The organism is Brevibacillus sp. FSL K6-2834 (genome assembly GCF_038592925.1).
In the GTDB taxonomy this organism is placed as follows: domain Bacteria; phylum Bacillota; class Bacilli; order Brevibacillales; family Brevibacillaceae; genus Brevibacillus; species Brevibacillus borstelensis.
Window position 1 is genome coordinate 2,300,488 of the sequence record NZ_CP151945.1, and the last position, 21,004, is coordinate 2,321,491.

Here is a 21,004-nt window from a genome sequence, read left to right on the forward strand (position 1 = left end):
GTGACAGCAAAAAAAACTACGACTGACCAATTAACATACAGTAAGCATTTTCGGCCTGTTCCAGGTACACACTTGGATTCGTTCGGAATCGTCTGCGTTTGGTAGCTTCACTCAAACGAGCAGACCAACGCAGGCGTTCATTTTTAAAATCAAGGTAGTTTACAGACTGAAGTCTACTTAACACATTACTCTGGTGAAGTGCGTCATCGACAAATACGACCATTTCACCACTTCGGAGGATATATTCGTTCCAACTTCTCAGACCCGTCATCCGTCGATGCCGGGTCTTCGTCTGGCGGAAGAAACGCTCATGGTCGTTGTTCGTTCGTGGGACATGCGGATGGTCGTAACACGTAAACAGGCCTTTCCAAAACCCTCGGGAGTAGCTTTTCAGATTTGCAACCATTGGCAAGTCGTCTTTGCTGGTGTACGTCTGTTCAACCCAATCTAACAGATGCTGCATATGAAATCGAACCGTTTCACTTCGTTTATCTATGCTTGGATTCAAGATCCCGGCAACGTGGTGAATCGGTTTGGACCAGCGCATCACGGTAGCATATTGCTCTTCAAAATCATCCAATTTATCGAAAATTCTGATTAGGTTTTTGAGCAGAGAGGGCCCCTTTTTTACTCAGGCATCGTTCGAGGGAAGCCTGAATGGCTCTAGCATTTTCATAAACACGTATGCCCGGTAGATCGAGTGGGGGATTGCCGTCTTCGAGGAGCACAGAACGAATGGCCGCCACGTAATCTTTTGCCACCTCTGCTTCTGTAGAGGCATCGTTTTCGATTCGCTTCTCGACTTCGCGAATACCACGGAGGCTCTTCTTGATTCCTGTCTTGAGCTTGCGGTCTAAATCGACAACAGGCTTTGCAATGTCCTTTAGATAGTGGTATTGGCAGTATTGGTACGGCACGTCCGGCAGTAACGATTCCATGGCCATTCGGATGGATTGTTGACCATCCGTAACGATCCCGATGATGGGAAATCCCAGTTCGATAACAGGCAGGATGAGTTTCTTAAGTTCTTCTGCGGAGCTACTCTTTAGATTTTGTGCAGACAGGATCGTTCCGCTGAATACTTCTCGTATGACATAGAGCGTCTCATTGCCTTTCTCGGGCTGAACACCGTCCATGGAAATCATGATACCGCCACGGTCCTGAACAACTTGCTTGAGTGCTTGCTTGACGTGATCCGTCACGCTAGCGCGGAGCAAGGTAAGATAACGTTCGTACAACCGCTGAGAATTGCGTTCTGACGTGGTTACCCCGCGCTGATTCAACGTTTCCGTAATTTCGCCGATTGTCATATGTTGCTTAAACCGAAGCTGACCAACCAACGCTAGCACGTCAAAACCGTAGGAAGTGTGTTTCATGCTGAGAAGCTCAGCTTCAGCGGATTTGTAATAGGTTCTGGGGTATGAGCAATCTGCGTTGCTGCAAGCATAAGCCATACTCCAAGCTTGGATAACACCGGCAAGTGTGATGACATTCTTTTTCCATGCGGTATGATGTCGCCTGAGTTTCGTGCCACAGTGCGGGCAATGCTGTATCTCTGGCCGAAAGTATATTTTCTTTTCAGGAATGACACGATTCTTGGGTAAAGGCATGAGAAGACCTCCGTCAAATAGGCTAATGACTAACTTCGACAGAGGTCTTGGAAATCCTTGTTAGTTAATTGGTCAGTCGTAGAAAAAAAAAGAAACCGGGTCGCATAGAGTACGGATGCAGCCCGGTTTCTTTGTGTGCCCGCCCGGATTTACCCATGAATCTTGGTGTCGTAGTCTTGCTGTACGCGGAACCATATATTAAGATCGTTAATGATACTCGCTATTTCGTGGATTTCCGAGTTCAGCTGACAGGAGCGGGGGAAATCCTCTTCGACATCCAACTGTGTCTGTTTTTCTATGATCATCGCTTCCAGCTTGATGATGCGATCTGGGATCGTGGAACGGATTTCTTCCCACTCCATCAGGATGTCTGCCCTTTCACCTGGCGAATACTCTTCCCAGTCGTGCTGAAGGGCGGGAAGACGAATACCCATCCGTTCATCGTAGACAAATTCGTAACGCAAAGGTACATTCACTCCTCTCACGTCCATCGTATCAAAAAAGGAGAAGGGGGGAAAGTGTGAAAAGAGGTGCAGGCATATGAAAGAAAAGCGGGTGCTGATCGATGCCGACGCTTGTCCCCGTCAAGCCTTGGCTATAGCCAGAACGCTATGTGCGGAAAGGGGCTGGCGATGCATCACCTTTGCCAGCTTCAATCATCAATTGACCGGTGCCGATCACGTCACAGTCGATGCCGGACCACAAGCCGTTGATATGAAACTGGCCAATGAAGCAGAGCGAGGAGACATCGTAGTCACGCAAGATATCGGCCTTGCCGCATTGATTTTGGGAAAGCGCGCAAAGGCGGTTTCACCGCATGGAACAATATTTCATTCAGAGCGAATTGCCTTCCACCTGGAAGAGCGCAATGAAAAAGCCCGGTATCGCAGAGGCGGCGGGCGTACAAGAGGTCCAGCCGCCAGAAGCGCCCAGGATGACGAGCGTTTTGCGGAAGCGCTGAGAGCGCTGATGGACGATGGGGGGGAGATTGGATGAAACAGAACAGTTCAAAATATTTGTGGGGCGCAGCCGTCTTTTTTCTTATTGCAGCTGCTCTTGTCTCCGTTTATTTCCAGGATGGTTTCGGAGCGTTTGACCAGGCAGGTTTCGCATTGGCAAAGGAGGCGCGCTCTGATGAGCTGACGATAGTGCTGACAGTGTTGACGGGTTTGGGAGGGACCAAGGCGATCGTCGCGCTTAGCGGACTTCTCGTCCTGTGGCTGTACTGGAGAGGCTACCGCCGTGAAGCGGTCATCGTGGCGATTGTCATGCTGGGGGCGGCCTGTATGAATGAGGGGATGAAAAATTCGTTTGCGAGGGAACGTCCAGTCGGACATAATCTGATTGCCAGACCGGATTCGTATTCCTTTCCCAGTGCCCATGCCATGGTCAGTTCGGTTTATTATGCGATCCTGGCGTCGCTGCTGCCGCTTATGATCCCTCGGAGTTGGGCCAAATGGGCAGCGCCGCTGCTTTATCTGTTGATTGTCGCCATTATTGCAAGTCGTGTCTATCTGGGAGTTCATTTTCCGAGCGATGTGACGACCGGTGCTTGTTTCGCGGCAGGCTGGTACTTTTTGTTCCGATTTGCACGTGCAAAATGGGGAGAGGCGGGCAAAGCATCGTACTACCCGACGTTTGCCTCCTCGCAAAAGTGAGCTTCCGAGAGACTTGCTTAAATGGAATAGCCGAATTCTTTCATCAGGCTCAGCCATTTTTCCACGCTGGGCTTGTTTTTTTTGTCCTTTGGCAGCACGATGTATGCCGAGCGCTTCGGCGGCTTGCTGCCGACAATCACCATTTCCTTGAGCGTCCCGGCAGCGAGGTCGGCTTTCACCGTAGAACGGGTAAGCAGACTGACGCCAAGACCTTCCTTGACCAGATCGATCGCCAGCTCCGCTTTGTCCACATGCAATTTGGGGACGTAGTTGCGAGGCAGAGTCTGACGAATCCATTCGTCAAACGGAGGGCCCCAGTTGACGTACAAGAGCGGCAAATTCCGAAGCTCCCGGGCGTCTATGTGAGTCGCCGCCGTCACAGAGTCGCCAGCCTTGCAGACGAGAACGATCTCGTCTTCCCATGTGGGGATCACCTCGAAATTGGGCAGGGAAGGCGGGATATAGACAATGCCGATCTGGATCATGTTATCAAGCAAATATTGGATGACATCGGAGGAGTGCCCGGTTTTGGTGCTGATGGCAATTTGCGGATAGCGATAGTGGTACTCCTTCAAGATCGGTTCCAGGGTCGATGTCCAGATGGCATTCAGGCTGCCGATGGAAAGGTAGTCTTCATAGGGCTGCAGAGAAGCTACTTCGCTCAACGCTTCATTTGCCAGCTTGAGAATGCGTTCGGCATAGGGGAGCAAGGTAAGGCCGGCCTGAGTGATCTCGACGCTTCTCTTGTCCCTCGTAAACAGAGGTTTGCCTACTTTTTCTTCCAATTGCTTGATGCGCATCGTTACCGTGGACTGGACCAGATGCAGCATTTCGGCAGCCTTGGTAAAGTTCTTGGTTTGGGCGAGTGTATAAAAAGCCCGCAGTTGTTCAAAATCCATTCACTTCTTCCCTCTTATCTAGAGAATTGATAACTCTATACAAAAAGAATCGTTTCTCAAATTATACCTTGCTTTGTAAGCTGAAGGTATCTTTATTTGCTGGACCGGAAAACAGGAGAGTGAGTGGTTGAAATGAATCGGGAGATATGGAGAGAAACCCCGGTCTCCGTCAAGCTGCTGCTGGGAACTTCTTTCATGATGAATCTGGGCTTTTATGCGTTGATTCCTTACCTGACTCTGCATCTGACGGGCAGCATCGGCTGGACGGTTGCCATGGCTGGACTGGTGCTGAGTGTACGGCAATTTTCGCAACAGGGCTTTGCCTTTTTGGGCGGGGTCGTAGCCGATAAATTCGGCTACAAGGGAACCATGGTACTGGGACTGTGGATACGGGCCATCGGCTTTGCCATGTTTGCGTTCTGTACGGAAACGTGGCATTTTTTTGTCGCAGCGATTTTGTCGGGGCTGGGAGGCTCTTTGTTTGATCCTGCAGGTTCTGCCGCCTTTGCAGTCCTTACGCCAGAATCGATTCGCAAAGAAGTATTTTCGCTGCGAAACGTATTGACCAATATCGGGATCGTCGGGTCGCAAATTGTCGGTACGGCGTTGGCTACCGTTGACTTTACGTATTTGTCGCTGTTTGCCGGCGGGATGTTTGCCGCAAACGGGCTGCTCGTGCTGTTTTTCCTGCAGCCGATCGCCGCGAAAAATACGACTCACAGCATCTGGAGCAGTATGTCCCACGTCATCAAGGATAGCCGTTTCGTGCGCTACACCATGATCCTGATGGGGTATTACTATTTGAATATGCAGTTGTTTCTCACCATCCCGCAATTGGTGGAGGATGTGACACATCAAAAGGCCGATGTAGGGATCGTGCTGTCCGCGATTTCTCTTTCCGTCATTTTGCTGCAGATGAAGGTGACGAAGTGGCTCGAAGGGTATACGCAGCGCTTTACGCTGATCGGCATCGGGACACTGGTAATGGGTGCCGGGTTGTTTTTGCTCGCCTTTGCTGATAACCTATGGATGTTAATCATCAATGCCTTTCTGTACGCGCTAGGTACCATGATCGCCGTACCTAACCTGGTGGAAGTGGTTCCTCGCTTGGCGCCTCGGGAGCATGTCGGCGCCTACTATGGATTTAACGGATATGCCCTCGCAATTGGCGGGTCTTTCGGGCAGCTTCTCGGGGGCTGGGTATATGATACTTCCCGCCAGTTGGGAGCCCCATGGCTGCCGTGGACGATTTGTCTGGTGGTCGGCATCGGAGTCGCTTGGCAAATGTACCGGATGGAACATGCCGTACAGACGGACGAAAGCGGAAAGAGCTGTACAAAAGTGGCACGTTCATAAAATTGTATAGAAGTTGAAACATTTTCCATTTGCCATTCGTATATAACGGTAGAGATGGTTGGCAATAGAGAAATGGAGGGAATCGCAAATGGAAGACATGAATAAGGTTAAACGCATGCTGCTGGTAGCCAGTTCCCTTGGGTTTGCCGTCTTTGCCATGGTGGTCATAACTGAAATCGTTCGTTTGTCGATGTAAACGTAAATGACGAAAAGCTTGCGGCTGTGGGTGGCCGCAAGCTTTTCTTTTTGGTGCGCCCAGCATGGGCGATAGCTATAGGGTGAAAGTCCCGAACGGGGGTTGGCTGTACCAACCGTTAGCTCAAGGCAAGGGTGTCGACCGCGAGGTCGAATCTGAAGGAAGCCGGCGGCAAAATCCCGACCTGAGGTACACGAACCCAATTTGAGGCTGTTGTATCCGGGCGAGTCTGCCAAACAAGACAAAGCCCCATACAGCCAAGGGATACAGTAGTAAACTTGGGCAGGTACATGGGATGAAAGTTATCGTTCTTACCTGGGGAGGTCTGCATGAAACGCCTTCAACTGTTGGTAACCGTCTCCGTAAGGAGACGCTGAACATGCAGAAGTCAGCAGAGGCCATAGTACCCGAGTAGAGGACGCTTGAATGGGGAAGGGCCGAACATCAAGCCAGCATGCGATCCATGTCTTTTGATACGGTACGTCGAAGCAGAATTCTGTCAAGGAACTACTTTTGAAGAGCAGGGGTGAAGCCCCGAGGGTACAAAAGAGGGCTGAGTATCGTACAGCAAGCACGGAGTCCGCATGTGCGAAGGAAGGAACATCATTATGGATTTGCTGGAAAAAGTCTTATCACGGGAAAACTTACGGATGGCACTCCAACGAGTGGAGGAAAACAAAGGTGTCGGTGGAGTCGATGGTGTTTCAACCGAACAACTACGCGATTATCTACGTGAACACTGGCAAGCCATCCGCGAGAAGATGGAAAGGGGAACCTATAGACCTTCACCTGTTCGCAGAGTCGAAATCCCGAAACCTGACGGTGGTGTAAGGTTATTAGGCATTCCCACCGTGGTAGACCGCTTTATTCAGCAGGCCATCCTCCAAGTGTTAACGCCGATCTTCGACCCCACCTTCTCGGAATCTAGCTATGGGTTCCGTCCAAAACGTAGCGCTCACATGGCAGTAAGGAAAGCGCAAGCGTATATCTCCGAAGGATATCGTTTCGTGGTGGACATCGATCTAGAGAAATTCTTTGATCGCGTAAATCATGATATTCTAATGAGCCGTGTGGCTCGAAAAGTTCAGGACAAGAGAATTTTAAGACTGATTCGTTCCTACTTGAATGCGGGGATCATGATAAATGGCGTCTGTACAACATCAAGTGAAGGAACACCGCAAGGTGGGCCGTTAAGCCCACTTTTGGCAAATATCCTACTTGATGATTTGGACAAGGAACTCGAAAAGAGAGGCCACCGTTTCTGCCGCTACGCAGACGATTGTAATATCTACGTGAAAACAAAACGGGCAGGGGAACGAGTAAAGAAGAGTATTCAAAACCACTTGGAGAAGGTACTAAGGCTAAAAGTAAATGAGGAGAAAAGCGCGATAGACCGACCATGGAAACGAAAATTCTTGGGCTTTAGTTTTACCTTTGCAAAACAGACAAGGATTCGCATCCACCCCAAATCCCTCCTCAAGCTAAAAGAGAAAATCCGCACGATCACGAATCCGGTGTGGAGCATCTCGATGGAGAAGCGGATTGAAAGAATAAATCAGTACCTCATGGGCTGGATTGGATATTTCGCCCTTGCAGACGCGAAGGGCATTCTACAATCCATTGAGGAATGGACAAGGCGCAGGCTCCGTCTTTGTTTGTGGATGCAGTGGAAACGCGTGAGAACCAGATATCGAGAACTTCGTTCTCTTGGCATATCTCACGTAAAAGCCATTGAAATTGCAAATACCCGCAAGGGTGCATGGCGTACCACAAAGTCTCCGCATATACACAAAGCCCTCGGCATTGCCTACTGGCAACAACAAGGGCTGAAAAGCTTAGTGCAACGATATTCTCAAATTCGTCAAGCTTGGTGAACCGCCGTATACCGAACGGTACGTACGGTGGTGTGAGAGGACGGGGGTTAGTCGCCCCCTCCTACTCGATTTCCGGACGATCAGGCCGCATTTCCATTCGGTTCCGATGAGTTTCCGGATTTATTTTTAAAGTACAGCTGATAAATCAGAATTGCGATGAGCACGAACGGCACCCCTCCATAAAGGGCAATCCGCTGACTCGGGTCGAATGCGAGACTGACCAGAACGGCAATGTTCAGCACGAGGGCGAGCAATGGCAAGAACGGATACAGAGGAGTCTTGAATTTCAAATCTTCCAGTTTCCCGCCATTTCTCAGGTATTGACGGCGGAAAGCGAGCTGGGAAGCGGAGAGCGAAATCCAGCCGACCTGCGCACCCAGTCCGGCAACCGAGAGCAGCACCATAAAGACGGTCTCTTCTGCAAAGAAACCAGACAGCAGAGAGAGCAGAGAAATGGCAAAGGTGATCAAAAGCGCGTTCATCGGAATGCCTTTGCGGTTTGTCATGCCCAGCTTTTTGCTCGCCATGCCGCTGTGGGAGAGAGAGTAGAGCATCCGCGTGGCGGCATAAAGTCCTGAGTTGGCAACGGACAAAAGGGCTGTGAGCACAACGAAGTTCATGATGTCGGCGGCGTAAGGAATGCCGATGCTATCAAATACAGCTACGAATGGACTTTCAACAACACCAGCCTGCTGGTAAGGGATCAAGCCGGCCAGGATGAAGATAGCGAGAACGAAGAAGACCAAAGTTCTCCAGACCGTTGTGCGAATGGATTTGGGAATGGTTTTCTCCGGATCTTTGCTCTCTCCTGCAGCAATCCCGATCAGCTCTGTTCCCTGGAAGGAAAAGTTGACGGTAATCATGGTCAAAAGCAAGCCGGTAATTCCGTTTGGCAACAGCGGACTGTTCACGTAGTTTGAAAACATGGGGGCGGGCTGGCCGTTTTTCATCTCGATCAGACCGAACATCGCTGCGCCGCCAAGAATGATGAACAGGATGATAGCGCTTACTTTAATACTCGAAAACCAGAACTCGCTTTCTCCGAATGCTCGCGCGGAAAGCGCATTCAGAAGAAACAGAACGACACCAAAAATGGCACACCACAGCCATACCGGGGACTCCGGAAACCAGCGCTGCATCATGAGCCCCGAGGACAAGAGCTCAAGAGCCACCGTAACCGCCCACCCAAACCAATACAGCCAGCCGACAGCGAATCCCAGCGACGGGCTCACAAACTTCGTCATGTACGTTTGAAACGAACCGGCTACAGGCATGGCGACTGAGAGCTCGCCAAGACAGAGCATGGTCAGATACATGATGAAACCGCCGACCAAATAAGAGATAATCGTGCCGATCGGACCTGCCTGCCCGATCGTATAACCCGAGCCAAGAAACAAACCGGTTCCGATTACTCCGCCGAGAGAGATCATGAAGAGATGGCGACTGTTCATGGACCGCTTTAATTTGTGTTGTTGATCGTTCGTAGATGCCATGTAACCCTCTCCTTAACGTGAATGCACAACTTGTGATCATAAACTGTGTGTATATTCCCTATGCAAATGGTGTGCCAAAGTCGGAATTGTGGAACGGTTGTTTATTATGGGACAAAAAAGAGGTTTTGTGCAAAAAAAATAGGCGTTCCGTGCAAAAAAAGCAGGCAAACGCCAAAAAAATTTGCACTTCACACTGGCTTAACCCCCAACTTGCGAAGGCGGTATTGCAGGCTTTGTCTGCTGATTTGCAAATCCTTGGCTGCACGGGAAATATTGCCGTTGTTCTTCTCAACGACTTTCTGAATATAGTACGTTTCGAACTCCTGCATTTTTTGTTTCAAAGGAGAGATTTCGTCCGATACGGGTAGTACTGTTATCTTTTCCTTTATGGGTGCAGATGTGCGGCGTAAAAAATGGTAAGGAAGCAGCTCGGAGGTAATAACGGTTTCGTCTACCATCAGATTCATCGCACCTTCGATAACGTGCTGAAGCTCCCTGACGTTTCCGGGCCAGTCGTGTCCCATGAAAAACGCCAGCACGTCTTCACTTACACCTTCGACGCTCATTTGGAACAGGTGATTGTACTTGTCGATAAAATGCTGGATCAAAAGCGGAATATCTTCTCTCCGTTCACGCAGGGGTGGAATAAAAAGCGTTACCACCCCGAGGCGGTAATACAGATCCTTTCGCAAGCGCTGATGGGATATGGCTTCTACCGGGTCTTCATTCATCGCGGCTACGATTCGTACGTCGATGGACCTGTCTTTTGTGTCCCCGATGCGCCGGATGGACTTTTCCTGCAAGGCCCGCAACAGTTTTGCCTGCAGGGGCATACTAAGCGAGTTGATCTCGTCCAGGAACAAGGTACCGCCTTCTGCTTGTTCGAACAGGCCGGGTCTCTCCACTGCTCCGGTAAATGCGCCACGGGCAGTTCCAAAGAGGAGTCCTTCGATCAAGGAATCAGGCAGGGCAGCACAGTTCTGTGAAATGAAGGGAGCCGAGGCGCGGAGACTTGCATTGTGAATGCTCTGGACAAAGAGCTCTTTGCCAGCTCCCGTTTCCCCTACGACCAATACAGAGGAAGAGGTCCTTGCCGCACGCTTGGCATTTTCCACAACCTCCAGAATAGCGGGACTTACACCGATAATTTTGTCAAAGGTGTAGCGCGCGCCGTTCTTTTCCCACAGATTTTCACGGATCAGCCGCTCCATTTTTGTCACATCGTTCGCAAGCTCCATTGCGCCGATGAGTTCTCCATCCTTGAGGATCGGGAACGTGTTGTTTATCGTCGTGATCTCCTGACCTTTGTCGTTGAAGTACGTCTGTCTCACGTTGCGGACGCTTTTGCCGGTACGCAAACAAGTAAGCAGCGTGCTTTCCTGGCCGGGAGGGAACTGAAACACTTCGTCCAGTGGCTTGTTGAGAACGTCTCGCTTGCTCATCGATTCCATCTCAGTCATTTTGCGATTGTATACGATCGTGGTACCCGATGCGTCGATTACGTGGATACCTTCATTGACACTGTCCAAAATGGTTTCAAAGACATGTAGGGTATGGTCGGGTAAGTTCAGCTTTTGCCCGGATGACATCCAAAATGCACCTGCCTGTTGGTATGGTATGAGGTACATCATAACATAGGATGGAAAAGGTGCAAAATAATTATGCGCTAATATGGACAAAAGAAGGATATGATGCAAACTTTTTTTGCTCTGTGGGAATGCCCTTCCCGCTGAAACCAAGGATTTGTACAGGCTCAAACAGTTGGCATCATTCTTGAATAAAAGAGAGACATCGCATAATCAAGGAGGCAATGAACATATGAACAAGTCAAACCGGGTCATTGATCAAACAGAAAAATTCGGTGCTCACAACTATCATCCGCTTCCGATCGTTATTTCCAAGGCAGAAGGCGTTTGGGTAGAAGATCCCGAAGGCAACAAATACCTGGACATGCTGAGCGCATACTCGGCTCTGAACCAGGGGCATCGCCATCCGCGCATCATCAAGGCGCTGAAGGATCAGGCTGACAAAGTGACGCTGACTTCCCGGGCTTTCTACAATGATCAGCTTGGCAACTTTTATGAGAAGCTTGCTGAAATGACCGGCAAGGATATGATTTTGCCGATGAACACCGGAGCAGAAGCGGTGGAAACGGCGCTCAAGGCTGTTCGCCGTTGGGCATATGACGTCAAAAAAGTGCCGGATAACCAGGCTGAAATTATCGTGTGCGAGGGCAACTTCCACGGGCGTACAGTTACGATCACCTCCTTCTCTTCCGATCCTGGCTACCAGCGTGGGTTTGGTCCATTTACCCCAGGCTTTAAGATTATCCCGTACGGTGACATCGAAGCGCTGAAACAGGCGATTACGCCGAACACGGCAGCGTTCATGCTGGAGCCAATCCAGGGGGAAGCCGGCATCATCATTCCGCCGCAAGGCTATCTCAAGCAGGCGTATGAGCTGTGCAAGGCCAACAATGTGCTGCTCGTCTGCGACGAAATCCAAACGGGCTTTGGCCGTACAGGCAAGCTGTTTGCGTCTGATTGGGAAGACGTGAAGCCGGATATGTACATTATGGGGAAAGCGCTCGGAGGCGGTGTGTTCCCGATTTCGGCTGTAGCGGCAGACCGTGAAGTTCTGGGCGTCTTTGAACCTGGTTCCCACGGTTCGACCTTTGGCGGCAATCCGCTCGGCTGTGCTGTCGCCGTAGCGGCCATGGACGTCCTGGTTGACGAAAAGCTGGTGGAACGCTCCCAAGAGCTGGGTGAGTACTTCCTCGGAAAATTGAAGGAGATCAAAAACCCGTTGATCAAAGAAATTCGCGGACGCGGTCTGTTTATTGGACTGGAGCTGGAAACGGCTGCTCGCCCGTATTGTGAAAAGCTGAAAGAACTGGGGCTGCTGTGCAAGGAAACGCATGAGACTACAATCCGCTTTGCACCGCCTTTGGTTATTACGAAGGAAGATCTGGATTGGGCGATCGAACGGATCAAGCAAGTCTTGCAAGTAACGGAAACAGCAAATGTATAAGTGATCTCTTCCAAAAAAGTGGACTATCTCCTTTAGCGGGGATGGTCCTTTTTATGGTCAGTCGGACAAATCTCCACTCAAGCAAGGGAAAAAGCAGGTTAATCGTTCGACAAATTGCGACAACATGTGGATAAAAGCGCAGGGAGAATCCACATGGACAACCCTGCCTTTTTGTCAGTTGCACACAGTTTGCCCACAGCTTACCCACATGATATCCCCATTGCCTGTGGATATCAGAACGATTGTTCGCGCCTGTTTCTTCTGCTACAATGGGTTCAGGTTAAGGGATGGAGGTGACAAGCGTGAAATACTTGAGTGACCAAATGCTGATAGAAGTATATCATCGTGCCGTCGACCTTCAACTGGACCCAGCTTTTATTGAACTGCTCAGTGCAGAGATAAAGAGAAGAGACATCGGTATCGCGCAGGTAGTGAGCGCGTAAACGGGCTAACCTAGATGTACAAAAAATTATGCAAAAAGCCATCCGCAGCTTCGGATGGCTTTTTTGTATGCTTACTGTCCGGTTTCAGCGACAAATTCAAAGGCAGTAATTCCTGTTACCGGCGCTTCTTTGGCCAGCAGTGTTTCTGGGAGGAAAAAGTAGACAGGACCATCCGTCCGTATAGGCTTGCCGTCCTTTGAAAACTGCAGGATGGCCCGTCTGGCTTCGCTGAGCGGAAGGAGGATAGGCTCTCCTGTCTCCCGGTAGATCCGTACATGGGTCGCTTCCGGAAGGGGAGCAGCGTTGTCGATGAACGGCGCAAGCCGGATTCCGTAGTCACCCTGGAGAGCCTTCCGTTCCTCGTTCAAGCTCTTTCGCTCCGACGGCAAGGCTGCACCTTCCCGAAGCTCCTTGTCCCATTGGGCACCGGTTCCTTCCAGGTACTTTTTCTGATTGCCTGTATCGTTATCTTCCTCACCCGTATAGGTGCCAAGATCAAACTTGCGGTCGTCAAAAATCCATACGCTCGGGTCGAGTGTTATGGGGAAGGAAACGGCTCCCTTGAATACGATTACCTCTGACATGATACATTCCTCCGTCTGTTTAGCGTCTCGGTAACATTGTAACCCGCGGCAAAGGATGTGGCAAACGAGCCGCCCGTGCATTTTTGCAAAAAGCGTTTTTCTGAATAGCAAAAATTCGCTTCTGCGTCTTGCTCCCAAGCAAAAAACAGCATCGCTTTTGACAATGAGGCTCTGACTTCTTACAATGGGGGCAGCAGAATTCCATTCTATTCACGCAAGAGGCGATCTACATGGACAAAATGGACCATATCAACATTCAGCAAGTGCTTGAACAGACGGTGCAGGAGACCGTCAGCGAAGCGGAAAAAGGCGAGGTAGCTTCGTACATACCGGAGCTGGCCAGACAGGACAAGAGGCGGCTGGGCATCAGTGTGTGCCTCAAAGACGGGACGCTGCTTTCGGCCGGGGATGCCCATCTTCCGTTTACCTTGCAGAGCATCTCCAAGATTTTTTCACTCATGGTTGCGCTGTGCGAGCATGGAGAGCGATATGTCTTTGAACGTGTGGGCAAAGAGCCGACAGGCGACCCGTTCAATTCGATTATCAAGCTGGAGACCATCAAGCCGCACAAGCCGTTAAACCCGATGATCAACGCCGGAGCCATCGCTGTTGCAGGCATGATTCCCGGAGCAACTGTGGAAGAACGGCTGGAGAAGATCATGCGGCTGCTTAGAAAAATGACAGGCAATCCCGAGCTCCGTGTCAATTACGACGTATATCAGTCCGAAAAGCAGACCGCTGATCGGAACCGCGCCCTCGCCTATTTTTTGAAGGAGAGCAAGATTCTTTCCGGGGACGTGGAAGAAACTCTCGATCTGTATTTTCGGCATTGCTCGATCGAGGTCACGACCGTGGAGGTGGCACGGCTTGCTGCCATTTTGGCTGCGGACGGCTACGACATTGTGAGCGGCGAGCAGCTGCTTCCCCGTGAAGTGGCGAGAATTTGCAAAACCTTCATGGTCACATGCGGCATGTACAACGCTTCCGGAGAGTTTGCCATCGACGTCGGCATCCCTGCAAAAAGCGGTGTAGCCGGAGGGATTATGGCTTCAGTGCCGCAGCGTATGGGACTTGGCGTATTTGGTCCCGCTTTGGATGAAAAGGGGAACTCGGTAGCGGGGGTCAAGCTGCTGCAAAGGCTCTCCGATATGTGGGATTTGAGCATTTTTTAGTCAAATCGAAAGCGTTCGTGCGTATATACTTACAGTTGCCAAATCGTCTCCCCTTTTCAAATGGCCCAGAATAACGTACTATGTAAGGTAAGGATGGTGGCAAACGGAGGGATAGGTTTTGACAGAAATTAAGATTCCCGATCTGGAACAAAAAGCGCTAGCATTACTGCGAGCAGATGCGGACAAGATCTACAAGCTCATAGACGTACAGATGGAAAACCTGACCATGCCGCAGTGCCCGCTGTATGAAGAGGTGCTTGACACCCAGATGTTCGGGCTTTCGCGTGAAGTGGAGTTCGCCGTCCGTTTGGGACTGATTGACGAAGAGATCGGTCGTGAAATAATGGGTTCGTTGGAAAGAAAACTGGCTGATCTTCACGAACTGTACAATCAGAAGGGGTAAAGGCGAGAGAATGGAAACGTTCCTCGCTTTTCTATTGTGATCGAGTTTTACAAGGGCATAAAAAAATACTTGCTTTTTCACTCTCACTGCTTTAGATTAAATAATAACTTTTGAAGAGCAAAAGCGTCGACGGAGACTAGTAAGCGAACCAGCAGCTTGCCAGGGAGAAACTGCCATGGACTGAAAGCAGTTTTAAAGCATGCCTCGCCGAATTCACTCCTGAGCTGTCCTTTGAACGGTTTCGATGCCCAGTAGAAGGAAAACCGGGTCATTCCCGTTACCAATGAACAAAGTGAGGCATGCAAGTAAAAGGGCTCTTGACTTTTTTTCCTTTACACGCTTGTCTAATCAGGGTGGTACCGCGAGCAACTCGTCCCTTTTAGGGGGCGGGTTTTTTTTGTTCTCGCTTGCCTTGAACAAATGAATACGGCAAAAGCGAAGATGGAGACCAGTAAGCGGCCAAGCGGCTTGACAGGGAGAAGCGACCAGAGACTGAGAGTCGTTTCCAGGCATGCCCCGCTGAATTCACTCTTGAGCTGTCCTCTGAAAGGAAGGCGCCCCTAGTAGGAGGGAACCGGGTCATTCCCGTTATCAATGAAATGAGCGAGGCTGACAAAGCCTAACCAGGGTGGTACCGCGAGCACAACACTCGTCCCTTTTTGGGGATGGGTGTTTTCTTTTTTACAGGCTAGTGGAAAGTTAGAAAGAGGTGGATAGGGCATGAAGCAAACAGAGCAATGGACGACCAGACTTGGATTTATTCTGGCGGCAGCGGGTTCGGCGATCGGACTCGGGGCGATCTGGAAATTTCCCTACGTAGTCGGAACGAGTGGTGGCGGAGCATTTTTTCTGCTGTTCCTCGTATTTACACTCGCAATCGGTCTTCCGCTATTGTTGGGTGAATTCGTGATTGGACGCAGCACACAGCAAGAGGCAATTTCGGCTTACAAAACTCTCGCACCGGGAAGCGCATGGCATTGGATCGGCAGATTGGGCGTGGCGACTTGCTTCTTGCTGCTCTCGTTTTACAGTGTGGTAGGCGGCTGGATTCTCACTTATATGTATCGCGGCTTGACGGGACAACTGACAGGCATGCCGTACGATCAATTGTTTGGCAGTGTCATTGCCAGCCCGATCGGATCTGTCGGCGCTCAATTTGTATTCATGCTGATCACGATGTGGGTCGTGGCTCGCGGGGTGCAGGCCGGGATCGAATCGGCGAACAAGTATTTAATGCCGGCACTGTTTTTACTGTTCCTTGTCCTGATGTTCCGTTCACTCACACTGGATGGAGCAGGCAAAGGCGTCGCGTTTTTCCTGATGCCTGATTTTTCCCGGCTGACGGCGGATTCTGTGCTGTATGCGATGGGTCAATCGTTCTTCTCTCTCAGTGTCGGGGTTTCTGTGATGGTTACGTACAGCTCCTATCTGGGCAAACAGGAAAATCTGGTGCGCTCCGCAGGCTCGATCGTCGGGCTGAATCTGATGGTTTCCTTGTTTGCCGGTCTGGCTATTTTTCCTGCCGTTTTTTCCCTGGGCATGGAGCCGACGGAAGGACCGGGACTGCTGTTTATCGTTTTGCCTTCTGTCTTTGAGCACGTGCCGTTTGGCAATCTGTTTCTGCTCATATTTATGGCGTTGTTCCTGTTTGCTACACTGACCTCCGCATTTTCGATGCTGGAGATAATCGTAGCGTCGCTTTCCAGGGGCAAACTAGAAAACAGGAAGCGCTATTCGTGGATTATCGGGATGCTTATTTTTCTGGCAGGAATTCCGTCTGCCTTGTCCTTTGGAGTCTGGTCAGAGGTGACCGTTTTTGGGAAGCCCATCTTTGATGCGGCCGATTTTTTGGTAAGTAATGTCTTGATGCCGCTGGGTGCATTGCTGATTGCCGTATTTGTGCCGCTCAAGCTGAAACGGGAGCTGCTTGTCAGAGAATTGCAGGTGTCCACAGAGTGGGGGAGACGCGCTTTTATCATCTGGCTGATGCTGCTGAAATACATTGCACCGATTGCCATTATCATCGTATTTTTGAGCACACTGGGCGTTTTTTAGGAAGAAGAAACATAGAACCGGCAGGTACTGGTTCTGCATAAAAAAGAAGGGCGCAGCGATGGAAATACACGCTGCGCCCTTTTTTATGGATCAAGCAAAGAAAAAGGCGGTTCCGAGGATGATATAGACAGCCAGCAAAAGGACGCCTTCAAACCAGTTGGTCGCACCGTCTTTGGTGATGGAGATGGTAATAAAAGTCGCGACACCAATGGCGGCAAGTTCAAATGTGGTGAAGACGATATCCATCGGACGGCCCAGGAGCAAGCTGACCAATACGAGCGTAGGGGCCACGAACAAGGCAATTTGCAGGCTGGAGCCGACTGCGATCTCGACAGCTGCGCCGATTCGTCCTTTCATCGCCAGCAGCAGGGCAGCGCTGTGCTCCGCCGCATTGCCGATAATGGCGATGACAAACGCCCCGACGAACAGCTCCGACCAACCAAGTGTTTCGGAGACGTGCTGAACACTGTGGACAAGCCACTCGGAGACGACGGCCACAAAAAAGGTCGAGATCGCCAGCATCAGGATCGACACACCTTTTGACCAGGCTGCTTCACTGTCATGAGATTCAATGTCGGACAGGAAGTCGCGGTGCGTGACCATGGAGAAGATCAGCCAGAGAAGGTAGGCCACGATCAGAATAACCGCGATCACCGTGCTCAAGGTCCCGATCTCAACAGGCGGGAGCTCCTTCATAAAGACGGCCGGAATAAACAGGGCGGCGATCGCGAGCATCATCAGGGATGCATTGTGCCCGGCCAGCCTGCCGTTAAAGGTTTGCTCCTTGTACTTCAATCCCCCCAAAAACACGCTCAATCCGAGTACCAACAGCATATTCCCGATGATGGCGCCCGTAATGGACGCCTTCACCATATCGAACAGGCCTTCCTTCACCAGGAAGAAAGCGATAATCAGCTCGGCTGCATTGCCAAACGTCGCATTCAAAAACCCGCCAACGCGATCCCCTGCATAATGTGCAACACTTTCTGTCGATTTTCCCAACCAAGCAGCCAAAAAAATGATAGCCAAGGAAGCAGTTGCAAATTTAAAAAATTCATTTTCAGTGAAATAATGGGCGTATCCCGCCAGTAGCAGGCTCGCGCCGACAATCGTGAAAAACAGCCGTTGGTTCATAGGCTCACCTCATGATGTTAAGTTTGTTGCGTTTTCCCGTTTTTTACCATAAATCAAAATTCGTCTTTAAGTGTAACCGAACTTTTGAAGGATGTCATCATTATTTTGAACGAATCCTGGAGAATAAAATCACCGTTTTTTTGCTCACACTATTCGGTGAGACATCTTAGGAGGTGCTTCTATTGGCAAAACCGTATCTCTGTCCTACATGTAAATCAAATCGGATGAGATTTACTGTCATTGAACAAACTCCGCGCTATGTCCGACTTGATCCCCAATCCGGCGAGCTGGTCGCGGAATTATCCAGAGACGAGCTGGACACCTTCCATCAGCCCTACAAGGGAGAGTCCTACATGATTCAATGCGGAATTTGCGGGACGACCGAGCAGGAAGAGCGGTTTATCAAGATGGCCGAACACATGCAGGGGCAGCGTTCGTAGCTGGTGCAACGCAAGACTGCTTGAGCAATGAAAGAGGCACGGTACCCACCGTGCCTGCTTTTGTCTCTAGCGGCAAAAGATGTGTTTGCCGATTTTTTTGATCTGTGGGCGACTCCAAATCCAGGCAGATGTGGCCGTATCCGGATTAAAGTAATAGATGGCGCCTCCAGTCGGGTCCCAACCATTGAGCGCGTCTTGTACCGCTTTTTTTGCTGTCTCGTTAGGGGTTAGCCAGATCTGTCCGTCTGCTACGGCGGTAAATGCCCGCGGTTCGAAGATGACGCCAGCGGGTGAATTCGGGAAAGCCGGATTGCGGGTTCGGTTCAGGATGACGGCGGCAACGGCGACTTGACCGACGTACGGCTCTCCGCGTGCTTCGCCATGGACGGCATTGGCCATCAGACGAATATCGTTGTCTGTAATGCCCTTGCTCCGGTAGCTGGTGTTTTTGGGGGCAGACGGCGCGGGAGCTGCTGGAGCCGGTTCGACACCCAGCTCTTCAGCGGTCGGCCGATAGCCGGTTGTGGCATTGTAGAGCTTCAGCTTTGTCTTTGGCCCTAAAATGCCGTCTACCTTTAACCCGAATTCGTACTGAAAGTTGCGCAGGGCCCAATAGCTGCGCCAGGAAAACACGCCATCGACCTTTCCTGTATAAAAGCCCAGGTATTTCAAGCGTCCCTGCATCTCTCTTACATCTTTTCCGGTAGCGCCGACGCGAACCTCTTGATTGCTGAAAGCATCTGTCCGTACCGGGGAGATCATAACAGAGGCTGTCACTGTCAAAGCAAGGGCCAAAAGGCAAAGCAGCCATTTTACAGGCTGTTTCATTCACGTTCCTCCTTTATTTCTCCTGATCTATTCACTAGGTTTTCCCGAAAAGGCTGGATACGAGTTAGTAAAATACTGGAGATTTTGCCACACTAGAAGTATCAAGGACAGGAGGTGCTTCATGCAGGTCGCCCAATATGTAACGGAGCAGCTGCGCATGTGGGGAGTCAAACACATTTACGGGGTGGCGGGTGATGCCATACTGCCGTGGCTGGATGTCATCGGGAAACAGAAAGACATCCGTTATATCGCATGCAGACATGAATCAGCAGCAGCCATGATGGCAGCGGCGGAAGCAAAATGGACTGGCAGACCGGCGGTTTGTACAGCGACGAGCGGCCCGGGGACACTGAATTTATTGAATGGACTGGCGGATGCGTATGCGGATCACGCTCCGGTTCTCGCTATCACGGGTCAGGTGGAGACGCACAAATTGGGAGGACCGTACAAGCAATATGTGCCGCAGGAAGACTTGCTTCGCCCGCTCTGCTTGTACTCTACGACCGTTGCCCACCCGGATGCCATCGGCAACGTGCTTCACCGCGCATACGTAACAGCCGGCAGTCAAAAAGGTGTCGCACATCTCGCCATCTGCAAGGATATTTTTTCACGCACGACGGTATGGCCGTTAGTAGAGACCTTGCCGCGACTGCGAACTGGCGTGGGAGTGGACAGGGGAGAGGTGGAGCATGCGGCAGAGCTGCTGCTTCAAGCGAAAAAACCGGTCATTCTGATGGGGACGGGAAGCCGTGAATCCGCCAATCTATGTCTCCAGATGGCTGAGAAAATAGGCGCAGCCTTGCTGCTTACTTTAGGTGCCAAAGGAACGGTGGATGAGGCTTATCCGCTTGTTCTGGGAGGCTTGGGCGAGGGCGGCAGCAGGGCGGGACTCGAGGCATTGGCACAAGCAGATTTGCTCGTAGCGCTGGGAGCGAGCTGGTTTCCGCGCTCCTTTATTCCGGCAGGTTTGCCGGTCGTACAGGTCGATCACAATCCGACAACTGTCCATGCCCATCCTCGACTGTTTCCTGTCACAGCAGAGCTAGGCGATGTGCTCCCCCTGTGGCTGCGCCGCCTGGAAGGAAAGTCGCCCGATTCCGGTTGGATTCAACAGGTGAAACGGTGGCACGCTTCTTTTTGGCAGGAGACAGAGCAGTTGGTCGATCAAGGAACAGACGAGCTGATCAAGCCGGAAACACTCATGCATGCCTTGTCCCAGGTTGTTGATGACAATGCCATCATCGCCCTGGATACAGGAGAACACTCCATCTGGTTCAACCGTGCGTTCCGTGGGACTGCACAATTCCCGATTTTCTCTGGAAAATGGCGGACGATGGGTTATGGCTTGCCGGCCGCGATTGCAGCCAAGCTGAACAATCCGGACCGTCAAGTAGTCGCGATCGTCGGAGACGGAGGGTTGCAAATGACGGCTGGTGAGCTGATGACAGCCGCAGCCCATAATCTCTCGTTCCCGCTGATTGTCGTAAACAATAAGACGCTGGGACTGGAAGAGTGGAAAATGGTTCAGACCGGACTTGCCCCATTTGGCACTCGACTGGAAAACCCCGACTTTGTGAAATGGGCCGAGGCTTGCGGAATCGAAGGGCGCCGCGTAAGTGCCGTTCATGAACTTTTGCCTGCGCTGAAAGAGGCGATGAAATCGCAAAACATGATTCTGCTCGACATTCAGTGCACTCTCCCGACACTAACGGAGAGAAAACGAGAAATCCCCTTTCAAGCCCAAGCTACAAATGTTTATAATGAAAGAAAAGTCTGAGAATCAGGCAGTCAGACAGACAACACATAAGTAAGAAGGGTAAAGGGAGCAG

At 50.9% G+C, this 21,004-nt stretch carries 20 protein-coding genes and 2 other annotated features; of the genes, 11 read left to right on the forward strand and 9 right to left on the reverse strand.

Features of this window, described 5'->3' with window-relative positions:
• Nucleotides 1–16: 16 nt before the first annotated feature.
• The 3 genes from NST96_RS11350 to NST96_RS11360 form a co-directional block, all read right to left on the reverse strand.
• Nucleotides 17–580, reverse strand: a complete 564-nt coding sequence (locus NST96_RS11350; protein ID WP_171506468.1) for a transposase — start codon at nucleotides 578–580, stop codon at nucleotides 17–19.
• Between the two features lies 1 nt (nucleotide 581).
• Nucleotides 582–1,376: a transposase gene (locus tag NST96_RS11355; RefSeq protein WP_251873633.1), complete on the reverse strand. Its 795-nt coding sequence runs from the start codon at nucleotides 1,374–1,376 to the stop codon at nucleotides 582–584.
• 383 nt (nucleotides 1,377–1,759) lie between these two features.
• Entirely contained in the window at nucleotides 1,760–2,074 is a 315-nt protein-coding gene (locus tag NST96_RS11360) for a hypothetical protein (protein ID WP_003387349.1), read from the reverse strand.
• Nucleotides 2,075–2,150: 76 nt separating this feature from the next.
• On the opposite strand from NST96_RS11360, the gene NST96_RS11365 reads away from it, so the two are divergent.
• Both NST96_RS11365 and NST96_RS11370 read left to right on the forward strand, forming a co-directional pair.
• Nucleotides 2,151–2,606 (forward strand): DUF188 domain-containing protein, encoded by a 456-nt coding sequence (locus NST96_RS11365; protein ID WP_003387348.1) that lies wholly within the window; start codon nucleotides 2,151–2,153, stop codon nucleotides 2,604–2,606.
• Entirely contained in the window at nucleotides 2,603–3,268 is a 666-nt protein-coding gene (locus NST96_RS11370; protein WP_172920703.1) for a phosphatase PAP2 family protein, read from the forward strand. Before NST96_RS11365 ends, NST96_RS11370 begins: the two co-directional genes overlap by 4 nt.
• Before the next feature lie 17 nt (nucleotides 3,269–3,285).
• Here the strand turns inward: NST96_RS11370 and NST96_RS11375 are convergent, their stop codons facing one another.
• Nucleotides 3,286–4,167: a LysR family transcriptional regulator gene (locus NST96_RS11375; protein ID WP_003387345.1), complete on the reverse strand. Its 882-nt coding sequence runs from the start codon at nucleotides 4,165–4,167 to the stop codon at nucleotides 3,286–3,288.
• A 132-nt stretch (nucleotides 4,168–4,299) separates the two neighbouring features.
• Here NST96_RS11375 and NST96_RS11380 point away from each other — a divergent pair, with 132 nt between their 5' ends.
• Both NST96_RS11380 and ltrA read left to right on the forward strand, forming a co-directional pair.
• Nucleotides 4,300–5,523, forward strand: a complete 1,224-nt coding sequence (locus NST96_RS11380) for an MFS transporter (RefSeq protein WP_003387343.1) — start codon at nucleotides 4,300–4,302, stop codon at nucleotides 5,521–5,523.
• Between the two features lie 804 nt (nucleotides 5,524–6,327).
• Nucleotides 6,328–7,593: a group II intron reverse transcriptase/maturase gene (gene ltrA, locus NST96_RS11385; protein ID WP_024985202.1), complete on the forward strand. Its 1,266-nt coding sequence runs from the start codon at nucleotides 6,328–6,330 to the stop codon at nucleotides 7,591–7,593.
• An 80-nt stretch (nucleotides 7,594–7,673) separates the two neighbouring features.
• Here ltrA and NST96_RS11390 read toward each other — a convergent pair whose 3' ends face one another.
• Complete coding sequence (locus NST96_RS11390) at nucleotides 7,674–9,086, reverse strand: amino acid permease (RefSeq protein WP_003387341.1); 1,413 nt, start codon at nucleotides 9,084–9,086, stop codon at nucleotides 7,674–7,676.
• Between the two features lie 188 nt (nucleotides 9,087–9,274).
• Entirely contained in the window at nucleotides 9,275–10,675 is a 1,401-nt protein-coding gene (locus tag NST96_RS11395) for a sigma-54-dependent Fis family transcriptional regulator (RefSeq protein ID WP_024984823.1), read from the reverse strand.
• Between the two features lie 229 nt (nucleotides 10,676–10,904).
• Here NST96_RS11395 and NST96_RS11400 point away from each other — a divergent pair, with 229 nt between their 5' ends.
• Both NST96_RS11400 and NST96_RS11405 read left to right on the forward strand, forming a co-directional pair.
• Nucleotides 10,905–12,116, forward strand: a complete 1,212-nt coding sequence (locus NST96_RS11400; protein WP_003387339.1) for an ornithine--oxo-acid transaminase — start codon at nucleotides 10,905–10,907, stop codon at nucleotides 12,114–12,116.
• Between the two features lie 302 nt (nucleotides 12,117–12,418).
• Nucleotides 12,419–12,559, forward strand: a complete 141-nt coding sequence (locus NST96_RS11405) for a sporulation histidine kinase inhibitor Sda (RefSeq protein ID WP_003387338.1) — start codon at nucleotides 12,419–12,421, stop codon at nucleotides 12,557–12,559.
• A 71-nt stretch (nucleotides 12,560–12,630) separates the two neighbouring features.
• Here the strand turns inward: NST96_RS11405 and NST96_RS11410 are convergent, their stop codons facing one another.
• On the reverse strand, nucleotides 12,631–13,143 hold the full coding sequence (locus NST96_RS11410; protein WP_227277447.1) for a hypothetical protein: 513 nt from the start codon (nucleotides 13,141–13,143) through the stop codon (nucleotides 12,631–12,633).
• Nucleotides 13,144–13,373: 230 nt separating this feature from the next.
• Between NST96_RS11410 and glsA the strand changes: the two genes are divergently transcribed.
• The 3 genes from glsA (at nucleotide 13,374) to NST96_RS11425 (ending at nucleotide 16,773) form a co-directional block, all read left to right on the forward strand.
• Entirely contained in the window at nucleotides 13,374–14,315 is a 942-nt protein-coding gene (glsA, locus tag NST96_RS11415) for a glutaminase A (protein ID WP_122959066.1), read from the forward strand.
• A gap of 118 nt (nucleotides 14,316–14,433) precedes the next feature.
• On the forward strand, nucleotides 14,434–14,718 hold the full coding sequence (locus tag NST96_RS11420; RefSeq protein WP_003387335.1) for a YlaN family protein: 285 nt from the start codon (nucleotides 14,434–14,436) through the stop codon (nucleotides 14,716–14,718).
• Between the two features lie 117 nt (nucleotides 14,719–14,835).
• Nucleotides 14,836–15,099 (forward strand) — a binding site (T-box leader).
• 48 nt (nucleotides 15,100–15,147) lie between these two features.
• Nucleotides 15,148–15,378: a binding site (T-box leader), on the forward strand.
• Between the two features lie 60 nt (nucleotides 15,379–15,438).
• The gene (locus NST96_RS11425) at nucleotides 15,439–16,773 is read left to right on the forward strand and encodes a sodium-dependent transporter (RefSeq protein WP_003387333.1); all 1,335 of its coding nucleotides are present in this window, start codon (nucleotides 15,439–15,441) and stop codon (nucleotides 16,771–16,773) included.
• Nucleotides 16,774–16,863: 90 nt separating this feature from the next.
• Here the strand turns inward: NST96_RS11425 and cax are convergent, their stop codons facing one another.
• Nucleotides 16,864–17,907, reverse strand: a complete 1,044-nt coding sequence (gene cax / locus NST96_RS11430) for a calcium/proton exchanger (RefSeq protein ID WP_172920705.1) — start codon at nucleotides 17,905–17,907, stop codon at nucleotides 16,864–16,866.
• A 182-nt stretch (nucleotides 17,908–18,089) separates the two neighbouring features.
• On the opposite strand from cax, the gene NST96_RS11435 reads away from it, so the two are divergent.
• Nucleotides 18,090–18,347 carry a hypothetical protein gene (locus NST96_RS11435; RefSeq protein ID WP_003387331.1) on the forward strand — a complete coding sequence of 86 codons (258 nt, stop codon included), beginning with the start codon at nucleotides 18,090–18,092 and terminating at the stop codon, nucleotides 18,345–18,347.
• A 66-nt stretch (nucleotides 18,348–18,413) separates the two neighbouring features.
• Here the strand turns inward: NST96_RS11435 and sleB are convergent, their stop codons facing one another.
• Nucleotides 18,414–19,175: a spore cortex-lytic enzyme gene (sleB, locus tag NST96_RS11440; protein WP_003387330.1), complete on the reverse strand. Its 762-nt coding sequence runs from the start codon at nucleotides 19,173–19,175 to the stop codon at nucleotides 18,414–18,416.
• 121 nt (nucleotides 19,176–19,296) lie between these two features.
• Between sleB and NST96_RS11445 the strand changes: the two genes are divergently transcribed.
• Nucleotides 19,297–20,952, forward strand: a complete 1,656-nt coding sequence (locus NST96_RS11445; protein ID WP_327986065.1) for a thiamine pyrophosphate-binding protein — start codon at nucleotides 19,297–19,299, stop codon at nucleotides 20,950–20,952.
• Nucleotides 20,953–21,004: the final 52 nt, after the last annotated feature.